Here is a 13736-nt window from a genome sequence, read left to right on the forward strand (position 1 = left end):
TTATATTATAGTATTGAATAATAAAGCTCTAAGAAATATACTCCATAATTTTTTCTTTAATTTCATTTTTATCAGCCATATTTTTAATCGCAACTACTTTAGCAGAATGACCTTCTAATTGCTCAGCAATCTCTGGTGCAGCCACAATAATATCTGCCTTTTCCCCTTTAGCACTACTAACATCACTCACCTCAACAGTTCCTTCTATTCCTTCGGCCTTAAGAACCTTTTCAACACCCATTCTTAACATTAGACTACTTCCTAAACCCATTCCACATACAGCTAAAATTCTCATTTTCACCCCTCCTTTTTGTTATTAATTATTACTTATAATCTGACTTATATAATCAAATACTTCGCTAGAAGTATCTTTAGCATATATTTTATCAATTGATTCATCTTCCATTAAGACTGTCATTAACTGAGACATTGCTTCAACATGTTGCTCATTATTAATTGAACCAAAAGCAAAGGCTACTTTTACTGGATCATTACTTTCATGACCAAATTCTACTGGGGCATCAAGAGTAATTAAGCTCATTCCTGTCTTTTTCACACCATCCTCTGGTCTAGCATGGAAAATTGCTACCCCTTTAGCCATTACAATATATGGACCATTATCTTCTAGTGATTTAATCATTGCATCTATATACCTATCCTCAACTAAGTTATCTCTTAAAAGAATTTCTCCAACTTTTCTACCAACCTCACGCCAATTTTCTGCTTTTACTTTAGTAGCTATACGTTCTTCAGGTAATAAATCTAACAACATTTTTTAACACTCCTCTCCAAAACAATAAAATATTTTATTATAACATTGAATAATAAGGTTCTAAGAAATATAATCCATAATTTTTTCTTTAATTTCATTTTTATCAGCCATATTTTTAATCGCAATTACTCTAGCAGAATGACCTTCTAATTGCTCAGCAATCTCTGGTGCAGCCACAATAATATCTGCTTTTTCCCCTTTCGCACTACTAACATCACTCACTTCAACAGTTCCTTCTATTCCTTCGGCCTTAAGAACCTTTTCAACACCCATTCTTAACATTAGACTACTTCCTAAACCCATTCCACATACAGCTAAAATTCTCATTTTTAACCATCCCTTTTCTTATTTATTATTTCTCAAAAATTATAAAATATTTTGAATATTCAACTTTATTTCTATTGTTACTTTTATCTTACAACCAAAAGCATTAAAATTCAATTCATAATTATTGCTTTTCTTTTCAGAAAAAATTATGGCAAATTAATAATATTCTTTACTAAATATAAATTAAACAAGCAGATCAACTCTCGGTTACCTTAATATTACAAAAATATTTAGTTTTTATGACATTAAAGCTATAATATTCCTTTTTAATTTATTAATTAGTCTACTTTCTTTCTGAAAGAATTATGGCAAATTAATAACAATTGTCTCTTTAAAAGAAAAAAGCCTTTAGGATAATTATCCTAAAGGCTTTTTAGTTTATATTAATTAAATTAATCTCAACAAAAATATAAAATAACTGAGACATATTAAGCATCTATCATATATATTGAAAAAGTTTCAATTTTTATAGTATGATTATCAGTGGACGTGTAAATTAAAAATCTTCATCGTTTTCTATATATTAAAAAATAAAATTGGCACGGGAAGCAGGACTTGAACCCGCAACACCTGGATTTGGAGTCCAGTGCTCTACCAAATTGAGCTATTCCCGTGCGATAAATATTTAATTTATAATTTTACTGACAACATGCAATATTATACCTTCTAGATTATATTTTGTCAAATCAAATTTATATTTGGTGGAGGTGGGCGGAGTCGAACCGCCGTCCCTACAAAGCTTAACTAGAGGTTCTACGAGCGTAGCTTGTAATTTAGAATCATACCCTAATCTCATACAAGCATGATATTAAGGTACTAGCTTGTAAAGTTCCCCACTATCCTACAAGCATTAGAAAGTGAGTAGTCTGCTGATTATGGTACTTATAAGACTCCACAGACAAGAGGCTTATAAGCATAAAGCTGGTGCTTACGCAGCAGCTAAAGTATAATTATTATCGTTTGCAGATAATTTTAAGTTGCTACTAGTTAACGAGTTAATAGCAATCTCGGCTCGCTGTCTCTGCCGTACTTTGCAGGTCGAGTACCAATTACACCCCCATAGTAAAAGCAGTGACTAATATTTAAAATTTTATTATCTTCCTAATTGTCTATCTTTAAAAGCACGTTGTATCTCACGCTTAGCACTCTTACGCTTAAGGTCTTGGCGTTTATCATAAAGATTCTTACCTTTACCTAGAGCTAATTGAACCTTAATCAATTGTCGTGTAAAATAAATCTTTAAAGGAACAAGGGTATATCCCTCTTGTTGAGTTTTACCAATTAATTTTCTAATCTCACTTTTATGCAACAACAATTTTCTAACACGCTCTGGATCGTGATTGTAACGATTCCCCTGTTCATAAGGAGATATATGAAGATTATATAAGAAGACTTCATTGTTCTCTATTCTGGCAAAACTATCTTTAAGATTGACTCTACCTGCTCGGATTGACTTAACCTCTGTTCCTTGTAAGACAATTCCAACTTCATAGGTCTCTTCAATATGATATTCATGCCTTGCTTTACGATTTGTAGCTATTGTTTTACCCATTTCTTTCACCTCTTTAACGAACGTGCATCTATTATTATAACAATTCTAAACAAAATGTCAAGGGGAAAGTATTAATTAATAGCTATTAATTGGTAACCAATAATAACCAACTGCCAATTAATAGCTATTTTATACTAATATCTTAATCATTCATCGATAACTAAATCAAAATCAATCTGCTTATCCTCTAAATTAACCTTGACTAATTTAACCTTCACTTTATCACCTAATTGATAGGAATTACCTGTTCTTTCACCAATAAAGGCATGCTTATCTTCATAATAATGATAATAATCATCACGCATAGCACTAACATGTACTAGACCTTCAACAGTATTATCTAGTTCTACAAAGAAACCAAAGGACATCACACTACTAATTATCCCTTCATATTGATTGCCTACCTTATCTTCCATATATTCAACCTTCTTCAAATCTAAGGATTCATATTCAGCATCCATCGCCCTTCTCTCTTGTACAGAAGAATGATCAGCAGTATTAGGCAATTCATCCATTAACTGTGATATCCTCTCTTCTGATAAGACACTTTTATTAATTACCTCTTTAATTATTCTATGAATCATCAAATCTGGATACCTTCTAATTGGTGATGTGAAATGGCTATAATACCTAGAAGCAAGTCCAAAATGTCCAATATTATAAGGACTGTAATGAGCTTGTTGCATACTCCTTAATAAGACAGTATTAACAACTCTCTCTTCTGGCTGCCCCTTTACCTTCTCTAATATATTTTGCAAGGCTTTAGGATGTACCTCTTCACCTTTTAACCCTTTAATATGATAACCTAAATTATGAATAAAGCTATTTAATGACTCTAACTTTTCCTTACTAGGTTGTTCATGGACACGATAGATAAAGGGTATCTCACGATGGAACATATCTTCTGCTACTACTTCATTTGTTCTAATCATAAAGTCCTCTATCATCTTTTCTGCAATTCCTCGATTAACCTTAACTATATCAATAGGTTTACCATCATCATCAAGTATAATTTTGGCTTCTGGAAAGTCAAAATCAATACTTCCTCTTTCAAAACGATTCTTCCTTAAAACCTTGGAGAATTCACCCATCAATCTCAGCTCATCAATTACATCACTATACTCCTCTATCAACTCACTATCTTCATCTATTAACATTTTATTGACATTAGTATAAGTCAAACGATGATTTACTCTGATAACACTCTCTACAATCTCATGGCTTAATAACTTTCCTGTCTTCTCTTCAAATTTCATCAATACAGTCATTGCCAATCTATCTCCATCAGAACGTAAGCTACACATATTATTAGACAGCTTCTCTGGTAACATTGGAATTACTCTATCAACTAAATAGATACTAGTAGCTCGATTAAAGGCTTCTTTATTCAATGAACTTCCTCTTCTAACATAATGGGTCACATCTGCAATATGTACACCCAATCTAACTTTACCATCATCTAATCTTTCAATAGAAATAGCATCATCAAAATCTTTAGCATCTTCTCCATCTATAGTAACCATTTTAAGCCCTCTTAAGTCTCTTCTGCGCTCAACCTCTTCTTGAGGAATATCATCAGGAATAGCTTCGACCTCTCTTCTAACATCTTCTGGGAAATATTCAGGTAACTCTAGCTTTTTAATAATTGCTTCTATATCCACACCAGGTTCCCCTTGATAACCTAAAACTTCTACAACTTCTCCCTCAGGATTTCTCCTCTTTTCAGGCCATTTACTTATCTCTACTACTACCTTCTGCCCTTCCTTAGCACCTTTAGTCTTAGATTGAGGAATAAAGACATCATAAGAGATCCTATTGTCATCAGGAACTACAAAACCAAAATTTTTGCTATCCTCATATCTTCCAACAATCTTCTTATTACTCCTCTCTAAGACTCTAACAACTTCCCCTGAACTACTTCTACCGTCAGCCTTATTAAACTTTCTTACAAGTACCTTATCATTATGCATAGCACCTTTGAGGTCATTTGCATGAATATAAATATCCTCTTCATTAGGATTATCTGGGATTAGAAATGCAAATCCCTTAGCATGCCCCTGTAGCCTTCCACTAATCATACCCATTCTTTCTGGAACACCATAGCAGCCCCTACGATTCTTAATAATCGCTCCTTGCTCTTCTAACTCATCTAATAAATCTAATAGCATCGACCTCTGCTCTATACTTATATCCATAGCCTTTAATAATTCTTCAGAAGTTAATGGCTTATAAGCCTGCTCTTTCATAAACTCTAATATTTTATTTTTAATATTCATAATTATCCCTCCAAAAATTAAAGATAAAATTAAAATTTATCCTTTATAATATATTGTGTCTAAACTTTATAATAAGTATACTTTTACCCAAAATTAACCTATGTAAATATAGCAATTCATTCTAGTATATAATTTAAAATTATAGCTAACGAAAGCTTTAAAACAGAGAGCTAAATTATAAGATTTATCTACTCAAATTTATAAACTTTATACTAACCTTACTGATAGATATTATTAACCATTAATAAAAAACTATTTACATAAAGACAAAACTCTTAGTGGAACCCATCCTACTAAGAGTTTTACTATACTAAATTATTGTATTGCAGCTATTACCAAAGATAACACCATAAATAAGATAGCAGCAACTGTTGTTACTTTACTCATTATAGAATCTAGAGCTTTACCTTGAGCTCCTAACAAAGCAGAAGCTCCTCCATCCATACCTGCAAGACCTCCACCTTTACCTGATTGTAATAATACACCTGCAATCAAGGCAACTGATATGATAATTAGTAACACTTTAAGAAAGACTAACACCTATCTGGCACCCCCCAATTACAAAATAACACTATTATTTTAACATAACTTGTCTTAAAAAGCAATTATATTAAACTTTAGTGTAAGCTTAAATTTCAGCTCAAAATAATTCTAGTTATATTAAACCAATACTTAAACTTAGACTAAATAAAAAGTGCAGGGAAAGCCCTGCACCTTAAATTTCAATATTATAGGTTATAGAAGTTGTTTAAACCATTATATTGAGCAGTTTCAGCTAATTCTTCTTCGATTCTTAATAGTTGATTATATTTTGCCATTCTATCAGATCTAGAAGCAGAACCAGTCTTAATTTGACCAGCATTTGTAGCAACTACCAAGTCAGCGATTGTATCATCAGCAGTCTCTCCAGATCTATGAGATACAACAGCAGTCATATTATTTCTCTTAGCTAATTCAATAGCATCAAGAGTTTCAGTTAATGTACCAATTTGGTTTACTTTGATTAGGATAGCATTAGCAGCACCTAATTCGATACCTTTAGCAAGGAACTCAGTGTTAGTTACAAATAAGTCGTCTCCAACTAATTGAACTTTATCTCCTAATCTTTCAGTTAGTTTTACCCAACCGTCCCAATCATTTTCACCTAATCCATCTTCAATAGAGATGATTGGATACTTCTCAACTAAGTCTGCATAGAATTCTACCATTTCATCAGAAGTTCTAACTACACCTTCACGTTTGAAGTTATAGTTTCCATCTTCATCAACTAATTCACTAGATGCAACATCTAAAGCTAATTTAATTTGCTCTCCTGGAGTATATCCAGCTCTTTCAATAGCATCTAAAATAGTCTCGATAGCTTCTTCAGTTCCACTTAAGTCACGAGGAGCAAATCCACCTTCGTTACCTACTGCAGTTACATCTCCTTTTTCTGCTAAAATAGCGTGTAAAGCGTGGAAGATTTCAGCTCCAGCTCTTAAAGCTTCACTATAAGTATCAAATCCAACAGGCATAACCATGAATTCTTGAACATCTACAGCAGAGTCAGCATGTTCTCCACCATTTAAGATATTCATCATTGGTACAGGAAGCTCTTTAGCATTAACTCCACCTATATATTGATATAAAGGAAGACCTAATTGCTTAGCAGCTGCTTTAGCTACTGCTAGAGATACACCTAAAATAGCATTAGCACCTAAATTTCCTTTATTTGGAGTTCCATCTAATTCGATCATTAAATTATCAATATCTACTTGCGCTCTAGCATCCATACCAATAACTTCTTCAGCAATAGTTTCATTTACATTTGCAACAGCTTTAAGGACACCTTTTCCTCTGTATCTACTCTTGTCTCCATCTCTTAACTCTACTGCTTCGTGCTCTCCAGTAGAAGCTCCAGATGGAACTATAGCTCTACCCATTTCTCCACCTGCTAAATATACATCTACCTCTACAGTTGGATTCCCTCTTGAATCTAATACTTCTCTTCCTACAACATCAATAATTTCAAAAATATTCTCAATCATTCTTTTCCCTCCTAAATAATATGAATTTATATGTAGAATCTATTTTATATAGGGTCAACATAGAGCCGACCCCTACATAACTAATCTAAATTAATAGCTGTAATAATTACTTAATTAGTTGATTACCTGTCATCTCTGCAGGAATATCAATTCCTAATAATTTTAGCATTGTTGGTGCAAAGTCAGCTAATTTACCTTCACCTTCTGCCAATAACTCAGCATCTTTATCATTGTCATTGATATAAAGTAATGGTACAGGATTTGTTGTATGAGCTGTGAAAGGCTCTCCAGTATCATAATCAACCATCTGCTCACCATTTCCATGATCAGCAGTAACTAAAGCAGCTCCACCTTTAGCTAAGATAGTATCTATTACCTTACCTAAACATTCATCAACTGTCTCTACTGCTTTAACCTCTGCATCAAAGTCACCAGTATGACCAACCATATCTGGATTTGCAAAGTTTAAGATGATAACATCATAGTCTACCTCATCCATCTTCTTAATTAGATTATCTGTTACCTCATAAGCACTCATTTCAGGCTTCATATCATAAGTAGCAACATCTGGAGATGGAATTAGCTCTCTATCTTCTCCTTCATTTGGAGTCTCTTTACCACCATTGAAGAAGAAAGTAACATGAGCATATTTCTCAGTTTCAGCAGTTCTAAGTTGCTTTAACCCATTAGCAGCTAAGACTTGACCTAAAGTATTGGTAATCTCTGTAGCTGGGAAAGCAATTGGAGCATCAATAGTTTCATCATACTCTGTCATACATACAAGATGAATCTTAGGATATCCTTCTTGACGCTCAAAACCATTGAAATCTGTATCATTTAGAGCACGTGTCAATTGGCGTGCACGGTCTGGTCTAAAGTTAAAGAAGATAACTGAATCATTTTCTTGTACCTTAGCAACTGGAGCTCCATCTTCACCAAGCACAACTGCTGGTAATACAAACTCATCAGTCTTATCATCAGCATAAGAATTCTCTACTACCTCTAATGCACTGTTAGCACTCTCTCCTTGACCAAATACCATTGCATTATAAGCCTTAGCAGTTCTATCCCAACGATTATCACGGTCCATATAATAATAACGTCCACCAATCGTTGCAACCTTTCCTACACCAATCTCTTCGATTTTAGCTTCTAACTCATTTACATAGGTCTTAGCACTTGCAGGAGGTACATCTCTTCCATCTAAGATAGCATGAACATAGACTTTTTCCATACCCTCTTTCTTAGCAAGCTCTAATAATCCATATAAATGTTGATTGTGACTATGAACTCCTCCATCAGATAATAAACCTAACAGATGAAGAGCAGCATCATTTGCTTTTGCTTTATTAATAGCATCTAATAACACTTCATTTTCAAAGAAGTCGCCATCTTTAATTGATTTAGTAATTCTAGTCAAATCTTGATATACAATTCGACCAGCACCTAAATTAAGGTGACCTACCTCAGAGTTACCCATCTGCCCATCAGGTAACCCTACAGCTTCACCAGCAGCTCGAACAAGAGTATGAGGATATTCAGCCCATAATCTATCGAAGTTAGGTGTGTTTGCTGCTTGAATTGCATTTGCTTCTTCTTTTTCATTAACTCCGAAACCATCTAGTATAACTAATGCTAAAGGTTTAGGTGTCGACACAGCAATCCCTCCTTTATTTACTTAAAGTTAACGATTTTAGAGAAAGATTCAGCTTCTAAACTAGCTCCACCTACTAGAGCTCCATCAATATTAGGTTGTGCCATAATCTCTTTTACATTATTAGGCTTAACACTTCCGCCATATTGAATTCTAATAGCTTCAGCAGTATCTGTATCATACATATCAGCAACTGTTTCTCTAATAAATTTAATCATCTCTTCTGCTTGCTCTGGAGTAGCTGTCTTACCAGTTCCAATCGCCCAGATAGGCTCATAAGCAAGTACCATATCTTTTACATCACTAGCTTCAATACCAGAAAGAGCAGCTGCTAATTGGAATTTAACTTTATCATAAAGTGCTCCACTTTCTCTCTCAGTCAATGTTTCTCCAATACAAAGAATAGGAACAATACCATTAGCAAAAGCTGCTTTTAATTTTAAGTTCAATAATTCATCAGTTTCACCAAAGATCTCTCTTCTTTCAGAATGACCGATGATTACATATTTACAACCTACACTCTTAACCATAGCTGGAGAAAGTTCAGCAGTATAAGCCCCACTCTCTTTATAGTACATATTTTGAGCACCTAAATCGATATTAGTATCAGCAACTACTTCATTCATTGCATATAAATCAACTGCTGGTGCACAGATAGCTACATCTACATCTTTAGCATCTGCAACTAAACCTTTTAACTCATTTACCATTGCAACAGCCTCATCAACTGTTTTGTTCATCTTCCAGTTTCCTGCCATTAAAGGTGTACGCATCATAATCCCTCCGCATTTATTAATTTACAGTGGAGCCGCTGTATAAGACTTACTTTCAAGAAGAAGCCTTCATCAGCTCACGAAGAGTCTTGTCTTTTTAAGACTCTTAGGTATAGTGTACAATTGATAGTTGAACACTATACCTTATAAAACCAAAAATAATTTTCAAAACTTAATAATTATGTATTAAATGAAGTCAAGAGTTTACAGTTTTAAAACTGTAAACTGTCAACCGTTACCTAATTACTTGTCATCTATTGTAGCAATTCCTGGTAACTCTTTACCTTCTAAGTATTGTAAAGAAGCTCCTCCACCTGTAGAAATATGAGTGAAGTCATCAGCATATCCTAATTGGATCGCAGCAGTTGCAGAATCTCCACCACCAATAATAGTGATAGCATCTTCTAATTTTGCAATAGCTTCGCAAACTCCAATTGTACCTTTTGCAAAGTTAGACATTTCAAATACACCCATAGGTCCATTCCATACTACAGTCTTAGCTCCTTCTAATTCCTTAGCAAATAACTCAACTGTCTTAGAACCTATATCTAATCCCATCTCATCATCAGCTATATCTTCTATAGATACTGTTCTGAATTCAGTATCATTGCTGAATTCTTTTGCAGCAACTGTATCTACAGGAAGAACTAATTTATCTCCTGCCTTTTCCATTAATTCCTTAGCTAATTCTAATCTATCATCTTCACATAATGAATTACCTATATTCAATCCTTTAGCTTTAAGGAAAGTAAACATCATTCCTCCACCAACAAGGATTTTATCAGCTTTTTCAATTAAGTTCTCTATAACAGCAATTTTATCAGAAACCTTAGCTCCACCTAAAATTGCTACTAAAGGTTTTTGAGGATCTTCTACAACTCCACCAATAAACTTAATCTCTTTTTCCATTAAAAATCCTGCAGCTACTTCGTCAACATTAGATGCAATTCCTACATTAGAAGCATGGGATCTATGAGCTGTACCAAAAGCATCATTTACAAATACATCTCCTAAAGAAGCCCAATATTTCCCTAATTCAGGGTCGTTTTTAGATTCTTTCTTCCCATCTACATCTTCAAATCTAGTATTTTCAAACATCATAATTTCGCCATCTTTTAAATTATCAACAGCCTCTTCTAGTTCTGCACCTCTTGTTTCAGTTGAGAATTTTACTTCTTGACCTAATAAATCGGCTAATCTTTTAGCAACTGGTGCTAATGATTTACCTGCTTTATCCTCTTCAGTTTTTACCCTTCCTAAGTGAGAAAAGGCAATTACTCTTCCACCATTTTCTAATACATATTTGATAGTAGGTACTGCTGCTACTATTCTATTATCATTTGTAATTTTTCCATCTTTCATAGGTACGTTAAAGTCAACTCTCATTAAGACTTTCTTACCCTTTACATCAATATCGGTTACGATTTTCTTAGCCATCGAAAATACCCCCTTATTTTAATAATGCAGTTTTATGTAATGATTTAAATCTTGAAAAAAGCGGAACCGTCAAGTTCCGCTATTCTGTTATATTTAATTATAGAACAATGTGTTGCTAATTAACCCATTGTTGCAAATGCTTTACAAGTTCTAATTAACTGTGCAGTATAAGACATTTCATTGTCATACCAAGTTAATAATTTTACGATTTGCTTTCCATTTTCATCAGTCATTACTTTAGTAGATAATCCATCAAATAATGAACCATACTTAGTTCCAATGATGTCAGATGAAACGATTGGATCTTCAGTATATCCTAAAGTCTCATTAGCTGCTGCTTTCATAGCATTGTTGATATCTTCTGCAGTAACTTCTTTTTCAAGCTCTACAACTAAATCAACAAGTGATCCAGTTACTGTAGGAACTCTTACAGCAATTCCATCAAGTTTACCATTTAAATGAGGTAAAACTTTTCCAACTGCTACTGCTGCCCCTGTACTAGTAGGTAAGATATTTGCAGCCGCTGCTCTTCCTCTTCTAGAGTTGATACCCTTAGGATGTGGTGCATCTAAAGTATTTTGAGCATTCGTATAAGCATGGATTGTAGTCATAAATCCTTTTACAAGACCAAAGTTGTCATCTAAAACTTTAGCAACTGGTGCTAAACAGTTAGTTGTACATGAAGCACCTGAAATAATCTTTTCGCTTCCATCTAAGATTTCATCATTTACATTGAATACAACAGTCTTTAAATCACCTTTTGCTGGAGCAGAGATAACTACTTTTTTAGCTCCTGCATTAATGTGAGCTTCTGCTTTTTCTTTTGAAGTATAGAATCCAGTACACTCAAGAACAACGTCTACATCAAGGTCTCCCCAAGGTAAGTTGTTAGCGTCTTTTTCAGCATAGATTTTAATTTCTTTACCATCTACTTTGATTCCACCTTCTGTAGCTTCTACAGAATCAATTTTGTAGTTACCTTGTGCTGTATCGTATTTTAATAAGTAAGCTAATGTTTCAGCATCTGTTAAGTCATTTAATGCAACAACTTCAAACTCAGCTGAGTCAAAAATTTCTCTAAATGCTAATCTTCCAATTCTTCCAAATCCATTAATCGCAATCTTAACTGCCATTTTAACATTCCCCCTATTTTTGTTTACTTATTTATATGTATTTAACATAATACACCATTAATATAAACCATATTTTACCTATTGTCAAATCTTTTTGAATCTTATTTTGACAAAAAATTAATTCTTTTTAAAATAACCTTAAATAAATATACTTCTGTTATTAAAGATAAGAATATTAAACAACCAGTGAAAAGCAAATTAATTCATTTATTATTATGACTTAAAGCTGACAATTTATCCTCGGTATATTATGGATGTTTTAACATTAAATCCAATACTCATATAACTCATTAAGCCATATACCCTTGGGACAAAAATGACCCGTTAGTATAAATATGTCCCACTTACCACAAAAAAATATATTATGTAACTACTAATGGTTGGTTTTCTTAACTCACATTGGTTATTATACCACATACACCATATTTATTCAAGATAATTATTCTTAAAAACAAAATTATTGTTGATTAATCTCAGCTTTTGATAATGAAAATTGAAAGTCAAGTTACTATATAAGTTCTAAAATTCCCTTAGCTGCTTCTTCATCAATAATTAAAATATCTTGATACTTCTCTGAGACAGCAGCTACAATAGCTTTGGCTTTACTTCTTCCTCCAGCAATAGCAACTACTTGACGTATTTTAGTCAAATCAGAAAGCTTTAATCCAACACTAGTTGTTGAATAGACAATTTCTCCACTTTGAGTAAAATAATAACCAAAGGTCTCACCTACTGCACCTTGGGTTTTTAATTCCTCAATCTTATCTAACGGCATCCCTCTTCTCCTAGCCATCACTTCTGCAGTCCCTATCCCATGAATCAAGATATCGGCTCTTTTAGCTAAGTCCAATACTTTCTTAATGGAAGGCTCTTTAATTAGAGTAGAGATTGTCTCTTGTTTTAAATTATCTGGGGTATGTAATAAATTATAATCCCCCCCAAGCTTATTAGCAATTTTAGCAGCAATTGTATTTGCTTGTATCTCTACCCCCTCTCCTAATCCTCCTCGAGCAGGCACAGTAGTGACCTGACAGCCCTCACTTGCTGGTGTCATCATCTCTGCTACTTCAGATAAGGTTGTTCCCCCTGTAACAGCAATGATATCTCCACTAGTAATTAAGCCTTTTAAAAAATCAGCTGCAAATCTCCCCAACTCTTCTCTGCCTAAATTTTGATTCAGTCCACTAGGAACTACATGAACTTCTACTCCAAGATAATTTTTTAACCTCTCTTCAAGAAGATTAGTTCCCCTCAACTCTTTAATATAAACATCTAATTCTCTTAATATTCTTTCACCAGATTTGGTAATTTTAGCACCACTACTAGTTAACATAATAAATTTGTGGTCAGATAAAAAATCTAAATGCTTTCGTATGGTTCTTTCACTTAAATCCAAACCTTGAGACAAAGAACGCCTTCCAATCGGTTGAGAACGGTGAATCAATCTTAAAATCGCATATCTTCGCTCCACAACTTTAATTAATTCTGGAGCTATCTTCTGCTGTAATTTTAAATAATCTGTCATTAGATATCCCTCAACTCTCTAACGGCACATATTTATTCTACCAATATAATCATGTGCCAATTATAACAAGAATAGTTACTTTACTAATTTAATATTCTTTATAATTATCTCTTCACTTATTCCTATTAATTTATCTAACTTTAATAATCAAGTTGACACCAATGTAAAGCTGGATAATAACAATAAACTATTATTAATTATAAAGTCTACCCTAATATTAAAATATAATTTAAATGATCAAACAAAAAAATAAATAGTTC

At 33.4% G+C, this 13736-nt stretch carries 12 protein-coding genes, 1 tRNA gene and 1 other RNA gene; all 14 read right to left on the minus strand.

From position 1 onward, the window contains the following. Window positions 1-28: 28 nt before the first annotated feature. The 14 genes from U472_RS13690 to U472_RS13755 all read right to left on the minus strand — a co-directional run bounded on the left by U472_RS13690 (window position 29) and on the right by U472_RS13755 (window position 13476). Window positions 29-295 carry a PTS sugar transporter subunit IIB gene (locus U472_RS13690; RefSeq protein WP_068719310.1) on the minus strand — a complete coding sequence of 89 codons (267 nt, stop codon included), beginning with the start codon at window positions 293-295 and terminating at the stop codon, window positions 29-31. 21 nt (window positions 296-316) lie between these two features. Beyond that, a complete protein-coding gene (locus U472_RS13695) occupies window positions 317-772 on the minus strand; it encodes a PTS sugar transporter subunit IIA (RefSeq protein WP_068719311.1) in 456 nt (151 codons plus the stop codon). A gap of 60 nt (window positions 773-832) precedes the next feature. Then, complete coding sequence (locus U472_RS13700) at window positions 833-1099, minus strand: PTS sugar transporter subunit IIB (RefSeq protein WP_068719312.1); 267 nt, start codon at window positions 1097-1099, stop codon at window positions 833-835. A 537-nt stretch (window positions 1100-1636) separates the two neighbouring features. Beyond that, window positions 1637-1713 (minus strand) — tRNA-Trp (locus U472_RS13705). An 85-nt stretch (window positions 1714-1798) separates the two neighbouring features. Then, window positions 1799-2158: a transfer-messenger RNA gene (gene ssrA / locus U472_RS13710) on the minus strand. A 34-nt stretch (window positions 2159-2192) separates the two neighbouring features. Beyond that, window positions 2193-2651 carry an SsrA-binding protein SmpB gene (gene smpB / locus U472_RS13715; protein WP_068719313.1) on the minus strand — a complete coding sequence of 153 codons (459 nt, stop codon included), beginning with the start codon at window positions 2649-2651 and terminating at the stop codon, window positions 2193-2195. Window positions 2652-2797: 146 nt separating this feature from the next. Next, complete coding sequence (gene rnr, locus U472_RS13720; protein ID WP_068719314.1) at window positions 2798-4927, minus strand: ribonuclease R; 2130 nt, start codon at window positions 4925-4927, stop codon at window positions 2798-2800. 315 nt (window positions 4928-5242) lie between these two features. Next, window positions 5243-5467, minus strand: coding sequence for a preprotein translocase subunit SecG (gene secG, locus U472_RS13725; protein ID WP_068719315.1), 225 nt, complete (start codon window positions 5465-5467; stop codon window positions 5243-5245). A gap of 188 nt (window positions 5468-5655) precedes the next feature. After that, complete coding sequence (eno, locus tag U472_RS13730) at window positions 5656-6942, minus strand: phosphopyruvate hydratase (RefSeq protein WP_141678013.1); 1287 nt, start codon at window positions 6940-6942, stop codon at window positions 5656-5658. Window positions 6943-7060: 118 nt separating this feature from the next. Continuing rightward, a complete protein-coding gene (gene gpmI, locus U472_RS13735; protein WP_068719317.1) occupies window positions 7061-8611 on the minus strand; it encodes a 2,3-bisphosphoglycerate-independent phosphoglycerate mutase in 1551 nt (516 codons plus the stop codon). Window positions 8612-8628: 17 nt separating this feature from the next. Beyond that, entirely contained in the window at window positions 8629-9381 is a 753-nt protein-coding gene (gene tpiA, locus U472_RS13740) for a triose-phosphate isomerase (protein ID WP_068719318.1), read from the minus strand. A 243-nt stretch (window positions 9382-9624) separates the two neighbouring features. Further along, window positions 9625-10818: a phosphoglycerate kinase gene (locus tag U472_RS13745; RefSeq protein ID WP_068719319.1), complete on the minus strand. Its 1194-nt coding sequence runs from the start codon at window positions 10816-10818 to the stop codon at window positions 9625-9627. Between the two features lie 119 nt (window positions 10819-10937). Then, window positions 10938-11951: a type I glyceraldehyde-3-phosphate dehydrogenase gene (gene gap / locus U472_RS13750; RefSeq protein WP_068719320.1), complete on the minus strand. Its 1014-nt coding sequence runs from the start codon at window positions 11949-11951 to the stop codon at window positions 10938-10940. Between the two features lie 508 nt (window positions 11952-12459). Next, window positions 12460-13476, minus strand: a complete 1017-nt coding sequence (locus U472_RS13755) for a sugar-binding transcriptional regulator (RefSeq protein WP_068719321.1) — start codon at window positions 13474-13476, stop codon at window positions 12460-12462. Window positions 13477-13736: the final 260 nt, after the last annotated feature.

Origin of the sequence: Orenia metallireducens, assembly GCF_001693735.1 — a bacterium.
Taxonomy (GTDB): domain Bacteria; phylum Bacillota; class Halanaerobiia; order Halobacteroidales; family Halobacteroidaceae; genus Orenia; species Orenia metallireducens.